Source organism: Nocardiopsis sp. CNZ308, from assembly GCF_004217075.1.
On sequence record NZ_SHKJ01000001.1, the window covers coordinates 3,145,029 to 3,159,925 of the forward strand.

Consider the following 14,897-nt stretch of genomic DNA (forward strand, 5'->3'; position numbering starts at 1 on the left):
CTCGCGCGGTGCGGCCGCGCCGCGACGGCCGGGTCGTGAAGGGGCCAGCCTTCAACGACACGGCCGCCCGCGCACCGGACCGAGGGGCTGGAGTCCCGACGGCCTGGTACGCGCAGTGATGAGGGCCACGTTCGCACTATAAGTCGTCGGGTGTGCCGGGACCGCGCGCGGGTGGCCATTCTCACACGGAGGGGATCCGGAGGGGTGTGGCTGTGGACGAAGGTGCGGGTGGTGCGAGGGAGGCGGCAGATGAGAGGGAGATCAGTGATGCCTCGGACGTTGGTCCCGTAATGGGAACGCGGAGCGGCGACCCGCACGTTTGCCACCATGTACGCATTCATCGTCGGCTGAGCGAGGAGGTGGTGGCGTGTACGTCAGCGTGGCCCGCGCGGCCGGTCTGTTCGTCGGCGCCGCTGTGCTCGTCGTCCTGGTCGGCTGGCTGTGCGGAGCGGAGAAGGGCGCCCAGTTCTCCGTGGCCCTGGTGCTGTGCGCCGGGGTCCTGGTCTACCTCTTCGGGGAGTCCCTGGCGCTGCGCGCGATGCGCGCGCGGCCGGTGAGCGAGATCGAGCGCCCCGAGCTGTACCGGATCGTCCGCGAGCTGGCCACGGCCGCCCGGCAGCCGATGCCCCGGCTCTACCTGTCGCCGGTGCGCTCGCCCAACGCCTTCGCCACCGGCAGCAGCCCGCGCCGCGCCTCCCTGTGCTGCACCACGGGGCTGCTGCGGACACTGGACGAGCGCGAGCTGCGCGGCGTGATCGCCCACGAGCTGGCGCACATCCGGGCCAACGACACGCTGATCAGCTCGGTGGCCACCACCCTGACCGCCGTGATCACGGCGACGACCGCCATCGCCCTCCTCGTCCCGCTGGGGGACTCCGAGGAGAGCGACATGCCCACCCTGCTGGGCGGCCTGATGACGGTCCTGCTGGCGCCGCTCGCGGCCATGGTCGTCTACTGCGGAGTGGGGAGACAGCGTGAGTTCCGGGCCGACGAGCAGGCCGCGCGGCTGACCGGCGACCCGCTGGCGCTGGCCGACGCCCTGCGCAAGCTGGAGGTGGGCGCGCTCCGGTACCCGCTGCCCCGGGAGCGAAGCCTGCTGGCCTCGGCGCACCTGATGACCACCAACCCGTTCCCGAGCGGCGTGGGCCGCCTGTTCGCCGCGCACCCGCCGACGGCGGAGCGCGTCCGGCGTCTGCGGGAGCTGCGGCGCAGCTGGGACCTGGGCCACTGAGGCGGTGCCGGCGGGACGGCGACGGCCGCCCTCCCCCTCGGGGACGGGCGGCCGTCGTGTTCCTCGCCGTCGGCTACGCCTGCCGGTCCGCCACCGCTAGCGGTAGTTGACGAACTGGAGCGCCAGGTCGAAGTCCTTCTCCTTGATGAGGTTCTGGACGTTCTGGAGGTCGTCCTTCTTCTTCGAGCTGACGCGCAGCTCGTCGCCCTGGATCTGGGCCTTGACGCCCTTGGGGCCCTCGTCGCGGATCAGCTTGGAGATCTTCTTGGCGTCCTCGGAGGTGATGCCCTCCTTGAGGCCGACGGGAAGGCGGTACTCCTTGCCCGAGAGCCGGGGCTCGTCGGCGGGGTCCAGGATCTTCAGGGAGAGCTTGCGCTTGACCAGCTTCTCCTTGAAGACGTCCAGGGCGGCGTTGACCCGCTCCTCGGAGTTGCCCCTGACCTCGATCCCGTCCTCGCCCTGCCAGGCGATGGTGGTCCCGGTGCCCTTGAAGTCGAACCGCTGGGCCAGCTCCTTGGCGGTCTGGTTCAGCGCGTTGTCGACCTCCTGACGGTCGAGTTTGGACACGACGTCGAAACTGGATTCGGCGGCCACGTTCGCTCACACCCCGCTAGGTCTTCATGGGTCGCGGGCGCCCGTGGACGCCCGCGTGGGTTACTCGTCGGTCCGCGCCGGATCCCGCGCGGACGGTCCTCAGAGCTTAGCCGCGCGCTGGTCGGGCGCCCGACGCGCCCGGTCGGGGCGCGCCCGAACAACCGATTTCAGGTTCGGGCGGATCATCCGCTATTCTCGGTGATGCGCCGCGACGAACACGTCGCCGCAGCCCAGGCAGGTTGCCCGAGCGGCCAATGGGAGCGGACTGTAAATCCGTCGGCTTAGCCTTCCAAGGTTCGAATCCTTGACCTGCCACACTGGGGAAACGCCCCGGTGACCAGCACGAACACTGGTCACCGGGGCGTTTCGCGTTCCCGGTCGTCCACGGCTGTCTCCGGGACAGTCCCGGAACGCTCTCAGCCCGCCCTCCCGGGCGTTCGCGCGATCCGCGCCCGCCTCGGGCCGCCCAGGCTCGCCCCGGGCCGTCCGCGCCCGCCTCGGGCCGTCCGCGCCCGTCCCGGGCCTGTCGCGACCGCCTGGGGTCCCCGCGCGGCGGCCCCGGCGCACCTCCGCCCCGGCACGGGTGTGTCGCCCCACAGTGGGGGAGACGCAGGTCACATTCCCCCACTCCTCCGGTGGGTCGGAGGGCGTTCCGGACCCAGCGCGGCGCCGCTTTCCGGATTCGGCCGGTCGCGGATTCATCGCGGTCGGGACACGGGCGGATAACGCGGATGTCCGCGCTTCCTTCGGGGGCGTCGAGGGCGGGCCTCGTGCTCGGATGAGGGTTGACCTGCGGTTTCGTCGTTGTCCTCGGAGGGCTGGCACGCGGAACCCGTCCCAGCTGCGCGGATAGCGGATGGTGTGTCCGCTTCGCCGGTCTGGATCCGTCTTGGTCCGGCGTCGGCCCTTTGGGTGGGTCGAGCGGAAAGAAAGCCAATGTGGCCATTCGCGGTCAGTACGAAAAGAATGGTCGAGACAATCTGGACAAAATGCTTCGCGAGTTTCGGCGTTGACAAAAACTGGGGGCCGGATGATGATTGCCCCAGTCCACCGCGACACAGGTGCAACAAGCGCCTGAGTCTTTTTCTGTCAATACCTCGTAACCGATTCTCGGGGGAAGTCATGTTCAAGAAGATGGCCGTTGCTGGCCTGGTCGCCGGTGCCGCGATGGGCGCGCTCCTCATGGGAGCCCCGGCTCACGCCGGTGGTTCGCACGGTGGTGACCAGCAGTTCAACCAGAACCTCCAGCTGGTTCCGATCCAGTCCTGCAACCTGCAGGCCAGCGTCGGCCTGGTCGCCGTGACCGTGCCGGTCCTGTCGCCGCAGACCACGGGCGACTGCACCAACGGCCCCGTCGGCACCAACATCAGCTAGTTCCGGCAATCCGTCCGCAAGAAACGCTATCTCAAACTTTCTCGAAGGGTAATTCAATGCTGCGTAAGCTCGGAGTTGCCGGCCTCGTCGCTGGTGCCGCTTTCGGTGTCGTCCTCGCCGGTTCCCCGGCCTCCGCCAGCGGTTCGCACGGCGGCGACCAGCAGTACAACCAGAACCTGCAGGCCATCCCGGTCCAGCTGTGCAACACGGACGCCACCGTCGGCCTGGTCGCGGTCACCATCCCGATCCTGTCGCCCGACACCACCGGCGACTGCACCAACGGCCCCGTCAGCACCAACATCGACTAGGAGACCCGGCATGCTGCGCAAGCTCACCACCGCCACCGCCATCGCCGGTGTCGCCCTGGGCGCCATCCTGGCCGCCACGCCCGCCTCCGCGGGTGCGGCGCACGGTTCGCACGGCGGCGACCAGCAGTACAACCAGAACCTCCAGCTGGTTCCGGTTCAGCTCTGCAACACGGACCTGACCGTGGGCATCATCGCCGGTGTCACCGCGCCGATCCTGTCGCCGGACACCACGGGCGACTGCACCAACGGCCCGGTCAGCACCAACATCGACTAGGAGACCCGGCATGCTGCGCAAGTTCACGGCGGCCACCGCCATCGCCGGTGTCGCCCTGGGCGCAATGCTCGCCGCCTCACCCGTGTTCGCCAGCTCGCACGGCGGCGGCCAGCAGTTCAACCAGAACCTCCAGTTGGTTCCGGTCCAGATCTGCAACGCCCAGCTGTCCGTCGGCCTGGCTGGCGTGACCGTGCCCATCCTGTCGCCACAGACGACGGGTGACTGCATCAACGGTCCCGCCACCACCAACGTCCAGCACGACGGCTCCGAGGACCACGACAGTGGCGCCCCGGAGGGTCACAAGGACGAGGGTGGAGACGGGGGCGACGGGTACTAGCCACCTCCGGGTGGCGGGGTCCCCGATCCCGCAGTGACGGAAGACGCGAGTGGTTCGTCGAGGCCCTCCGGCAGCCTGCCGGAGGGCCTTGTCGCAGGTAGGACATCCGAGGGAACCGACGTGGGGGGAGACGTCAGATGAGGCGCACGGTCCTGACGGGAGCGGTACTGCTGTTGGCCGCCACCGGCTGCGGCGAGCAGTTGAGCGTGCCCGACCCGCCCGAGGCCACGACTGCTCCGGAGACGGAGCAGAGCCCGCGGGGGGAGACCGCCGGGCCGCAGGAGCAGGCCAGCCCGCGGGAGACGCAGCCCACTCCGGAGGAGGACGCCGACCAGAGCAGCGGGGCCTTCGTCCTCAACCGGTACGGGAACGAGAACGGGTTCGACGACCAGACCCCCACCGAGTACGTGGCCACGGAGTTCACCACCTTCACCGACATGGAGTGGGGCACGTGGGCGGACGAGGTCGCGCGCGGCGAGGGAGGGGTCAAGGGGACCTGGTGCATGCAGGAGGGGTGCCAGGACGACCCCTACGAGGTCGAGGTCGAGCTGGGCGACCCGGTGGACGTCGACGGCACCATGTACTTCTCCACCTACACGATCACCGACCACGGCGAGGAGATGTCCGAGGAGATGATCGGGACGCTGGAGGAGGTCGACGGCGGAACCCTGGCGCTGCCGGAGCCCGAGTGATCCGGACCGGCTGCCGGGGGCACGCCGCCGCGTTCAGCGGAGGTGAGCTTCGCCTCCCTCCGCAGAATCATGCCAAAGTTCCTCAAAAGTACATAACTCCTGATCAAAACGGGTGACGCGGCCCTCTTCCCGGGACCGGAGGGGGCCGAAACGGGCGTGGCGCGCCCGTGAGGTCTCTAGTCTGCTGAGTTGTGGGACTCAACCAGTGGACGGACAACCACGCGGACGACGGACGCGGCGCCGACGGGCGGCCGACGCCACGGCACGGCCGCGCCTCACTGCTGCGCCTGGCCGCCTGGTTCGAGGAGTCCGACCCGGACCGCGCCGACGCCCTCGCCGCCGCCTCGTACGCCCTCCACCCGGCGCTGCACCTGGAGGGGAGGGTGGACGAGGGTGTCGCCGCGACCACCAGCTGGTGGCAGGCCGACGCCGACCGCAGCACCGTCACCGAGCACCCGGGCGCCCGACCGCCCGAGCCGGTGAGCGACCACCGCGCCCAGCAGGCGCGCCTGCGCGACGCCGCCGAGTCCTCCGCCCACTGGCGCCGTGCCGGTGCCGCGCAGATCCGCTCCCTGCTGACCGAGCCCACGGGCCGCCGCGCCCGCCTGGACCTGTCCGGCGCCGGGATGGAGGTCCTGATGGAGCTCCTCACCGCGGCCCTGGGATCCGGCGACGCCAGCAGGCGCCCCACCTCCGCCGGGGACCTGGAGTTCGCGCTGCGCCTGCACGTCATCGCCGCGCCGGGCGCCGACGTCACCATCCGGGGCGAGGGCGGGGAGCTGACCCTGGAGGGGCTGCGCCTGCTGGTGACCCCCTACGAGCAGCACAGCCCCGGTGACCTCGACCCGCTCCCGGAGGCGCCGGAGGAGGACGGGGCGGACCCCCTCGCGGCCGGTGCCCCGGAGGGGGAGGGCGCGGCCCCGGAGGGGGAGGAGGCCTCCGCCGCTTCCCGGATCCACGCGGATCCGCTCGCCCCCGGGACTGACGAGGACCTCTCCGAGGCGGCCGAAGAGCCGTCCGAGGACCCGCTGGCCCCCGCCGCCTCCGTAAGCCCGGACGCCCCCGCTGACCCCGAGGCATCGGTGGTTGCCTCCGTTCCGACGGCCCCCGCTGACTCCGAGGCTCCGGCAGGCCCGTCCGTGCTCGACGGCCCTGGAGCCTCCTTCGACCCGCGGGTCCCCGTCACACCTGAGAGTGCGCAGACCTCAGGCGATCCGCTGGCCCCCGCCGATTCTCCGTACTCTGCCGCCTCGGACCGTTCGACGGGCCCGCAAGCCCCTGCTGGCACCGAGGCCCCGACGGCTTCCTCCGCCCCGACAGACACGAAGAACCCCGAGACCCCGGCGGCCCCTTTCGACCCTCGGCTCCCGACCACCTCAGGACGCTCGGCCAGCACGGGCACCCCGACCGCGCCGTCCGCCCCCCGCAACCCCTTCGCCCCGGCCGCCTCCGAGGACCCGAAGACCCCACCGTCCCCGGCCCTACCCCGTACCCCCCGGTCCCCGGCCGCGTCGTCGGAACCCCTCTTCCCCCAGCCCCCGTCGGTCCCGCCGTACTCCGCGCACTCCGACGCCCCGCCCGCCCCGGAGATCCCCGGGACGCCCACCGCCCCCTCCTACGCGGACATCCTGGGGATTCCGGTCCCCTACACGACCCCGGAACCCTCCCCGGCCCCCGACGCGGCACCCCGCCCCGAGGACACCGAACCCACCGGTAACCTCCCTGGACCGGACCCGCGAGCCCCCGGTCCGGACGACCTGTCCGCGAACCCGCCCGAGAAGCCATCGTGGGAGTGATGGAGACGGACACCTACAGCGAGGACGCCGCGCTCATCGGCGAACGCCAGGCCGCGGCCCGCGCCCTCCTGGCCCATCCCCTGCTCACCGAGCGCACCCACCCCGCCGAGTTCGCCCTCGTGCGCTCCCACACCGAGTGGCTCGTCCAGCGGTTCCAACGCGTGCTCGACTACCGCCTGACCGTCGCCGAGGACCACGCCCGGCTGGTCAAACGCGGTCTCGTCACCGAGGTCGCTCGCCCCCTCGCCCGCGGGACCGGCGCCCCCTTCACCCCGCGCACGCACACCTACCTGGCGCTGTCCCTGGCCGTCCTGGTCGAGGAGCAGGGACCCACCACCGTCCGCGGCCTGGCCGCGCGGGTCCGCTCCGCCGCGCACGAGGCCGGGGTCGACGCCGACCCCGAGCGCGGCCTCGCCGAGCGCCGCGCCTTCTGCGCCGCCCTGCTCCACCTGGTCTCGCTCGGCGCCCTCACCGAGGACTTCGGCACCATCGCCGACCACCGTGAGGACCCCTCCGCCGACGCGGAGCTGATCCCGCACACGCAGGTCCTGCGCTCGGTCGCCGTCCACCTGCCCCGCGCCTCCGACGACCCCGACTCCTTCCTCGCCGCCGCACGCGACACCGACCCCGACGGCGACCACCAGGGCGAGACGGCCCTGCGCAGGCTCCTCGCCGAGACCGCCGTCGTCTACCGCGAGGAGCTCCCCGACCGCCAGCGCGACCGCCTCGCCGCGCACCAGTGGCGGGCCGCCGCGGCGCTCGGCAACCTCCTGGGCTGCGACACCGAGGTCCGCGCCGAGGGCGTCGCCCTCGTGATGCCCGACGAGGCGGGCGCCCGCCCCGCCTTCCCCTCCGACGACCCCGTCGGACAGGTCGCCCTGGCCCTGGTCCGCCACCTCTCCGGCCGCCTGCACCCCGGCCGCCCCGCCACCTCCGCCCCGGTCCCGGAGGAGGAGATGAACACCGCGCTGGAGGCCCTCTGCGGCGCGGACGCGCCCGCGCGGGCCGAGTGGGCCCGTACGGCGGGACCCGAGATCCCCGACCCCGGACGGCTCCGCGAGCGGGTCCTGGTCCTGCTGACCGACCTCGGACTGCTGCGGGGCGCCCCCGGACGGTGGCGGCTCACCGCCGCGGCCGCCCGCTACGGGGCCGAAACGGACATCCGCGTCCCCCCGATCCAGGACAATGACGAAGACAGCCGGACACATCCCGACCCGGTGCGTGCCCCCGGCGAAGACGAGGGTGAACCCGACGCCCCCGACGCTCCCGCCGACCCCCGCGGCGATCTGAGCCGGGTGGCGTCCGTGCTGCAAGCGGTGGCGAACGAGAAGGTGAGCGCGACCAGTGGTGACTCAGGAGACCAGCCAGGCCCCGGAAGCGGCGGCGGCGACGGGTCCGGCTGATTCCGCCGGTACCGGCGCCTCCGGCGGCGTCCCCCGCTACCGGCTCGAACGCGCGGGCATCCGCAACGTCTGGCAGTACGACGACCACGTCCTGGACTTCGCCGAGGGACGGCTGCTGCTGCGCGGCCGCAACGGCGCGGGCAAGTCCAAGGCGCTGGAGATGCTGCTCCCGTTCCTGCTCGACGGCGACGTGCGCCGCCTGGACACCACGGGCACCAACCGCACCAGCCTGCGCTGGCTCATGGCCGAGGACACGCGGCCCGGCCGCCTCCACGGAGCGGAGGAGGACGGTCCCGACCTGCTCGGCGGCCCCGGCGCGGAGGACGAACCCGCGGACGCCCCGCACGGCGCCGACGCCTCCGGCGACCCCGCGGAGGAGGAGTCCGGCCCCGCCACCCGGCTCGGCTACCTGTGGGTGGAGTTCACCACCGAGCGCGGCGACCGCGGACTCGACGCCGCCGCCCGCTCCGGCACCGACCGGGGGGCCTCCGCGCTGCTCGCCGGTACCGGCGCGAGCAGCGCCTCCGCCCTCCTCGCCGCCAGCGCGGCGGCCAGCGCCGCCGCCGAGTCCGACGCGCCGGAACCCGAGCCCCGCGACCCCGACGCCCCGCCCAGCCACCTGACCCTGGGCGCCGCCGTCATGGCGGTCGGCGACTCCGACCCCCGGTGCGTGTTCTTCGTCACCGACCGCCGGGTCGGCCACGACCTCGAACTCGTCACCGACGGCCGCCCCAAGCCCGTCGACCGCCTCCGCTCGGAGATCGGCGCCGACAACTGCTTCACCAGCCCCGTCCCCTACCGGGCCCGAGTGATGCACGACCTGTTCGGCATCGACGACTCCGTCCGCTACCGCAACCTCATCCACCTGCTCTACCGGCTGCGCCGCCCCACCATCGGCGACCGCCTGGAGGCCGGGGAACTCGTCGGCGTCCTGTCCGAGGCGCTGCCGCCCATGGACGAGACCGTCCTGGACGAGGTCGCCCGCAACATCGCCGACCTGGAGCGGGCCCGCTCCGACAAGGACGCCCTCACCGAGGCCGGGGCGGGCGTCACCGCGTTCCTGGAGGACTACCGGGGCTACCTCGTCCACACCCTGCGTGCCCGGGCCGCCGAGGTGCGCGAGCAGATCGACGCCGCCGCGGACCGCACCGAGGAGACCGAGCGGCTGCGCGCCGAACTCGACGACCTCATCACGGCGGAGAGCCAGGTCTCCGAGGAACGCGACCAGGCCCGCCGCACCCGCGACACCGCCCGGTCCGACGACATGACCCTCGCCGCCGCCCAGGGCGGCGCCGCCACGGCCACGGACGGAGAGCGCCGCGCCTACGACGCCGCCGTGGGCGCCTACATCCGCGCGGCCGAGGCCGCCTGGGTGGCCGCCGAGCACGCCGAACGGGTCGAACGCCACACCGTCGAGCGCATCGGCGAGGACACCGCCACGATCGAGCGAGCGCTCGACGTCCTGCGCCAGACCCACGCCGAGGCCGCGCGCGCCGCCTCCGCGGCGGGCATCGACCCCGGCGTCCTCGGCACCGTCCCCGACCCGGTCGCCACCGTCCACGCCCCCCGCGAGAGCACCACCCGGGTCGACCTGCGGGGACTGGAACAGGCCGTCGAGCGCGAACCCGTCGAGGGCGTGGACCTGGACGCCCTGCGCGAACGCCTGGGCCGCCTCCACGACCGCCTCACCGGAGCCGCCGACCGCGCCGCCGACCGCGCCGACCTGGCCGCCCGACTGACCGGGCTCACCGCCGCAGAGGCCGCCGCCGACCGCCGCCTCGTCGCGCTGACCAGCGAGGCCGAGTCCGCCGACGCCGTGCTCGAACGCGCCCACCAGCGCGAGCAGGACGCCATCGCCCTCGTACGGCGCCAGAGCGCCGCCTACGCCGAGGGAGTCCGCGCCTGGTCCGCCCGGCTGCGCGACTCCAGCCACGCGCACGCCCTGGGCGGGGCCATCCACGAGCTGGAGGGCAGCGTCGAACTGCCCATCGACGACGCCCTGCGCGTCCTGGACCCCGCGGTCCCCGGCAGGGTGGCCCGCCTGGCGCACGCCGCCGTGGACCCCCTCCTGGAGGAACTGCGCGCACGACGGGACGTGGCCGTCGGGGAGGAGGGCCAGCTCTCCGGCGAACTCGCGGAACTGGCGGACCGGCGCACCAAGAACGCCGAGCACGCCCCCGAGCGCCCCGGATGGGCCACCTACCCGCGCCCCGAGGGGGACGGCGTCCCGCTCTACCTGGCCGTCGACTTCGCGGACGGGCTCAGCACGCGCGAACAGGCCGGTCTGGAGGCCGCCCTGGAGGCCAGCGGACTGCTGGCGGGCTGGGTCCGCGCCGACGGCGCCCTGCACGACCCGACCACGCGCGACCTCATGGTCTCCCCGGTGCCGGTCCCCGCGCTGTCGCGCCCCGTCCGAGGCCGGACGCTGCTCGACGTGCTCGTCCCGGCCGCCGGCCCCGCCACCGGCCGCGGCGTCGCCCCCGACACCCTGCGCGCCCTGCTCTCCTCCATCGCCCTGGACTCCGAGGCGGAGCGGGTCCGCGACCCCGAGGACGCCGAGGCCGAGCCCCGCCACCGCAAGGACAGCCCCGGAGCCGTCGCCCTCTCCAGCGCCATGTCCCTGTCCGGCGGCTGGCGCCTGGGCGTGGCCTCCGGCGCCCACTACAAGAGCGAACCCGAGTACATCGGCGAGGCCGCCCGCAAACGGGCCCGCGACCGCACCACCGCCAACACCGACAGGCGCATGGCGATCGCCGAGGCCCTGCTCGCCGAGGCGGGCGAGCGCCGTTGGGCCGTCGAGCACTCCTACGCCGAACTCCTGGAGGTCTCCCGGGACCTGCCCGACGCCGCCCCCCTGATCCGAGCCTGGGCCGTCCTGGAGACCGCCCGGGACGACGTGGCCGCCGCGCGCCGCGCCCACGACGTGGCCCGCGACGCGGCCGAGGACTGCCGGGCCGAACTGCTCGGCATCCGCGAGGGGCTGCGCCGCGCCTCCGTGGTGGAGGGCACCGGGGAGGGCGGACCCGCGGAGGGGGAGAAGGACCTGCCCACCGCGCGCGCCGACCTGGACAGCGCCCTGCGCGCCCTGGACCACCTGCGCGTACTCATCGCCTCCGCGCTGCGCGACCTGGACGTCCTGGCCTGGGAGCTCGCCGACCACGAGCACCACGTCGCCGCCTGGCGGGCCGTCCGGGCCGACCGGGTGCTGGCCGAGGACGCCCGCGCCGCGGCGATCGACGACATGATCACCGTCCGCCGCCAGATCGAGCTCGGCGACCGGGCGCGGGGCGTGGCCGAAGAACAGCTCGACGCCGCCCGCGAGCAGGTCGGGGCCAGGGCCGAGGAGGCCGCCCAGCGGCTGCCCGAACTCGAACGCGACGCCCAGCGCGCCCGGGACGAACGGGTCAGCGCCGAGGCGCGCCTGGCCGCGGCCACGCGCGAGCGCGCCGAGCAGGTGAGCCGCGCGCTCGCGGCCGGGGACGGCCTGGTCTCCTCGCTCACCTGGACCGACGAGTCCGGAGCCGAGGCCCCCGACGCCGTGCTGCTGCGCGCCGCGGGACTGGGCGCGTGCGCCGAGGGCGACGCGCCCCTGGCCGCCTACCTGGCCGCACGCGCCGAGACCGCGCCCCCCGGGCCCGACGCCCGCCTCGCCCTGCTGGAGGCCTTCGTCATCGGGATGGAGGAGGGCCTGGCCGCCCCGGAGGGCGACGACGCGGCGGACGTACCCCGGGTCGACGACAGCACGGTCCTGGCCAGCCGCGAGGACCTGGACCGGGTGCTCGCCTCGGCGGGCTGGACGCAGGTCCGCACCGAGATGAGCGAACCCCGGGGCGTCAAGCGCCTCACGGTCCACGACGAGGACGGCGCGCACGACGTCACCGCCTACGCCGAACGGATCGCCGCCGCGGTCGCCGGGGCCGAGGAGAGCGTCGCGATCGCGGAGGAGGAGGCCTTCGAGCGGCACCTGCTCGGGGAGCTGGCCGGCCACCTGGCGCGTCAGGTCGAGGAGGCCAGGGCCCTCATCGCCACCATGAACGACGTCCTCAAGGACGTCACCACCTCGGCCGGTCTGGGCGTGCGCCTGGACTGGCGGCTCGCCCCCGACGCGGGCGCGGACATCGAGGCGGTCGTGCCGCTCCTGGCCACCCCGGCCCATGAGCGGACCCGCGTGCAGACGACCCGGCTGCGCGACGCGCTCCGGCGCTGCATCGAGGCCATCCGCCGCCTGGACCCCACCGCCACGGGGGGCGCGCAGCTGCGCGCGGCCCTGGACTACCGGTCCTGGTTCACCTTCACCGTGTACGTGACCGACGGCGCGGGCGACGAACGGCGCCTGGGGCACCGCACGGCGCTCAGCCAGGGCGAGCAGCGCGTGGTGGCCTACCTGGTGCTGTTCGCGGCCGCCGCCGCGCACTTCGACGCCCTGGCGGCCCGGGCGCCGTGGGCGCCGAGGCTGATCCTGCTCGACGACGCCTTCGCCAAGGTCGACGAGCCCACGCACGGACGCCTGCTGGGCCTGCTGGTCGAACTGGACCTGGACTTCGTCCTGACCTCGGAACGGGTGTGGGGCTGCTTCGCCAGCGTCCCCAGCCTCAACATCTACGAGTGCCTGCGGGACCCGAACGTGCCCGGGATCGCCACCCTGCACTTCACGTGGGACGGGAGCAGGAGGCGCCTGGTGGGGGTGTGAGGGGGGCCGCGTCGGGGGAGGAGGCCAGTCGGCCCCTCCCGCGACGGAGACCGGCGTTCGGCGAGTGCTTCCTCCCGTCCTGTCCTAGTCTGCTTGTGCGGAGACGACACGTGAACGGGGTGACGAAGTGACTCGGGTACCCGAGACGTTCGAGGGTGGGACGGCGCTCCTGGACGCTCTGGCGCGCTCCGGGCTGCCCCGGGAGGTCAGCTCCTGGGTCAGCGCGGCCCTGTGGGGCGAGGACGCCCTGGAGGCCCGTCTGAGGGGCGAACGCGTCCCCGAGCCGGAACCCGTCGCCGAGCCGCCCGCCGGCAGGGTCCGGAGGACCTACCTCACGGGGATCAGGGTCCAGGGCTTCCGGGGCATCGGCCGCCCCGCCGAGCTCACCTTCGACGCCGGCCCCGGGCTCACCGTGATCGTCGGGCGCAACGGCTCGGGCAAGTCCAGCTTCGCCGAGGCCGCGGAGGCGGCCCTCACCGGCCGCAACCCCCGGTGGGACTCCATGCCCACGGGCTGGCGCGACGGCTGGCGCAACCTCCACTACGACGAGCGCACCGAGGCGACCGTGGACGTCCGCGTCGCCGGGGACGAGGGCTCCACCCGCATCAGCCGCAGGTGGACGGGCGAGAGCGTCCGCTCCGCGCGCGGCGAGGTCGTCCACCCCGACGGCGAGGTCTCCCCCCTCAGGACCATGGACTGGGGCGACAACCTCGTGCGCTACCGCCCGTTCCTGTCCTACGACGAACTCGGCCGCACGGTCACCGGGCGTTCGGCCGAGCTCTACGACACGCTTACCGGCCTGCTGGGGCTCAGCGGCCTGGCGGAGGCCGAGCGCCGCCTGGCCAAGGTGTGCGACGGGCTCGCCAAGCGCCGCGACCGGCCCTCGCGGGAGCTGCGGTACCTGCTCGACGCGCTCCGGGCCTCCGACGACCCCAGGGCCGTACAGGCCGTCCAGCTGCTCACCGCCTCCTACTTCGACATGGACGCCCTGCGCAGGCTCGCCTCCGACACCGGGCCCAGCGACCCCGAGCTGCACACGGTCCTGCGCCGCCTGCGGCGGCTGGCCGTGCCCGAGCGGGCGCTGATGTCCGACGTGGTCAACGAGCTGCGGGGCGCGTCCATGGAGCTGGCCATGGCCGCGGGCAGCAAGGGCGACCGCGCGCACGGAGTGGTCAGGCTCCTGGAACAGGCCCTCGAACACCACCAGCGCCACCCCTCCGAGACCGAGTGCCCCACGTGCTCCGCGCCGCTGGGCGCGGATTGGGTGCGCCGGGCCAACGCCCAGCTGCGCGCCCTCAAGCCGCAGGCGGCCGTCGTCTCGGCCGCCTACGAGCGCGCCGACGCGGCCAGGGACCAGGCCCGCTTCCTGATGTCCCCGGCGCCGGGCTGGCTGCCGCCGGAGAGCGAGCTGGGCCAGGTGTGGTCGCTGTGGGAGTCCGGCGCGGACATCGAGGACCTGGCCGAGCTGGCCGAGCACATCGAGGCGGTCGGCCGCAGGCTGCGTGCGGCCGCCGTGAGCGCCCGCCGGGACGCGAGCGAGCGGCTGGAGGACCCGACCGGCGGCTGGTCGGAGCTGGCCGAGCAGCTCTCGGGGTGGCTGGACGACGCCCAGGACGCCCTCACCGCGCGCGAGGTCCTCAACGGGGCCGAGGCCGCGCTGAACTGGCTGTCGGAACAGGCGAGGGTCCTGCGCGAGGAGCGGCTGGGACCGGTCGCGGCGCAGGCCGAGCAGGTCTGGTACCGGCTGCGCCAGGAGCGCCACATCGACCTCCAGGGCATGCGGCTGATCGGCCGGGGCGCCCGGCGCCGGGTCGAGGTGGACGTGTCGGTCGACGGCGTCGGCGACCAGACCAGCGCGCCCGGGCTCCTGAGCCAGGGCGAGTTCCAGGCGCTGGCGCTGTCCATCTGCCTGCCGCGCACCCTGGTGGAGGGCAACCCCTTCGGCTTCCTGGTCCTGGACGACCCGGTCCAGGCGATGGACACCGAGACCGTGGAGGGCCTGTCCGCGGTGCTGGCGGAGGTGGGCAGGCACCGGCAGCTGATCGTGTTCACCCACGACACCCGCCTGTCCGACGCCCTGCGCAGGCTGGGCCTGCCCGCCGACATCCGCGCGATCAACCGGGACGCGATGTCCAACGTGTGGGTCGAGGCGGTCTGAGTCACAGTCGCGGCGCCGAAACCGCTGTGAACAGGGGTTT

The 14,897-nt window shown here is 73.9% G+C and carries 11 protein-coding genes and 1 tRNA gene; 11 read left to right on the forward strand and 1 reads right to left on the reverse strand.

All coding sequences use genetic code 11. The features are described 5' to 3' along the window. The first annotated feature begins 367 nt into the window (after positions 1 to 367). Positions 368 to 1,231, forward strand: a complete 864-nt coding sequence (locus EV372_RS13740) for a M48 family metalloprotease (RefSeq protein WP_130396329.1) — start codon at positions 368 to 370, stop codon at positions 1,229 to 1,231. Between the two features lie 96 nt (positions 1,232 to 1,327). Here EV372_RS13740 and EV372_RS13745 read toward each other — a convergent pair whose 3' ends face one another. Beyond that, positions 1,328 to 1,825: a YajQ family cyclic di-GMP-binding protein gene (locus EV372_RS13745; protein ID WP_013156079.1), complete on the reverse strand. Its 498-nt coding sequence runs from the start codon at positions 1,823 to 1,825 to the stop codon at positions 1,328 to 1,330. Between the two features lie 233 nt (positions 1,826 to 2,058). Here EV372_RS13745 and EV372_RS13750 point away from each other — a divergent pair. The 10 genes from EV372_RS13750 to EV372_RS13795 all read left to right on the forward strand — a co-directional run bounded on the left by EV372_RS13750 (position 2,059) and on the right by EV372_RS13795 (position 14,857). Then, positions 2,059 to 2,140 (forward strand) — tRNA-Tyr (locus tag EV372_RS13750). A gap of 807 nt (positions 2,141 to 2,947) precedes the next feature. After that, complete coding sequence (locus EV372_RS13755; RefSeq protein ID WP_130396330.1) at positions 2,948 to 3,199, forward strand: hypothetical protein; 252 nt, start codon at positions 2,948 to 2,950, stop codon at positions 3,197 to 3,199. A gap of 56 nt (positions 3,200 to 3,255) precedes the next feature. After that, on the forward strand, positions 3,256 to 3,507 hold the full coding sequence (locus EV372_RS13760; protein ID WP_130396331.1) for a hypothetical protein: 252 nt from the start codon (positions 3,256 to 3,258) through the stop codon (positions 3,505 to 3,507). A 10-nt stretch (positions 3,508 to 3,517) separates the two neighbouring features. Continuing rightward, positions 3,518 to 3,781 (forward strand): hypothetical protein, encoded by a 264-nt coding sequence (locus tag EV372_RS13765; RefSeq protein ID WP_130396332.1) that lies wholly within the window; start codon positions 3,518 to 3,520, stop codon positions 3,779 to 3,781. 10 nt (positions 3,782 to 3,791) lie between these two features. Then, positions 3,792 to 4,118 carry a hypothetical protein gene (locus EV372_RS13770; protein ID WP_130396333.1) on the forward strand — a complete coding sequence of 109 codons (327 nt, stop codon included), beginning with the start codon at positions 3,792 to 3,794 and terminating at the stop codon, positions 4,116 to 4,118. Between the two features lie 137 nt (positions 4,119 to 4,255). Continuing rightward, a complete protein-coding gene (locus EV372_RS13775) occupies positions 4,256 to 4,810 on the forward strand; it encodes a hypothetical protein (protein ID WP_130396334.1) in 555 nt (184 codons plus the stop codon). Between the two features lie 191 nt (positions 4,811 to 5,001). Further along, positions 5,002 to 6,606, forward strand: a complete 1,605-nt coding sequence (locus EV372_RS13780; RefSeq protein ID WP_130396335.1) for a DUF2397 family protein — start codon at positions 5,002 to 5,004, stop codon at positions 6,604 to 6,606. After that, complete coding sequence (locus tag EV372_RS13785; protein ID WP_130396336.1) at positions 6,606 to 8,009, forward strand: TIGR02678 family protein; 1,404 nt, start codon at positions 6,606 to 6,608, stop codon at positions 8,007 to 8,009. Before EV372_RS13780 ends, EV372_RS13785 begins: the two co-directional genes overlap by 1 nt. Further along, entirely contained in the window at positions 7,951 to 12,699 is a 4,749-nt protein-coding gene (locus tag EV372_RS13790; protein WP_130396337.1) for an SbcC/MukB-like Walker B domain-containing protein, read from the forward strand. Before EV372_RS13785 ends, EV372_RS13790 begins: the two co-directional genes overlap by 59 nt. A 127-nt stretch (positions 12,700 to 12,826) precedes the next feature. Beyond that, the gene (locus EV372_RS13795) at positions 12,827 to 14,857 is read left to right on the forward strand and encodes an AAA family ATPase (RefSeq protein ID WP_130396338.1); all 2,031 of its coding nucleotides are present in this window, start codon (positions 12,827 to 12,829) and stop codon (positions 14,855 to 14,857) included. The last annotated feature ends 40 nt before the right edge of the window (positions 14,858 to 14,897 follow it).

Coding starts and splice junctions, on each gene's coding strand:
- EV372_RS13755 (WP_130396330.1), top strand. CDS start 2,948: ATGTTCAAGAAGATGGCCGTTGCTGGCCTGGTCGCCGGTGCCGCGATG.
- EV372_RS13760 (WP_130396331.1), top strand. CDS start 3,256: ATGCTGCGTAAGCTCGGAGTTGCCGGCCTCGTCGCTGGTGCCGCTTTC.
- EV372_RS13765 (WP_130396332.1), top strand. CDS start 3,518: ATGCTGCGCAAGCTCACCACCGCCACCGCCATCGCCGGTGTCGCCCTG.
- EV372_RS13770 (WP_130396333.1), top strand. CDS start 3,792: ATGCTGCGCAAGTTCACGGCGGCCACCGCCATCGCCGGTGTCGCCCTG.
- EV372_RS13775 (WP_130396334.1), top strand. CDS start 4,256: ATGAGGCGCACGGTCCTGACGGGAGCGGTACTGCTGTTGGCCGCCACC.
- EV372_RS13785 (WP_130396336.1), top strand. CDS start 6,606: ATGGAGACGGACACCTACAGCGAGGACGCCGCGCTCATCGGCGAACGC.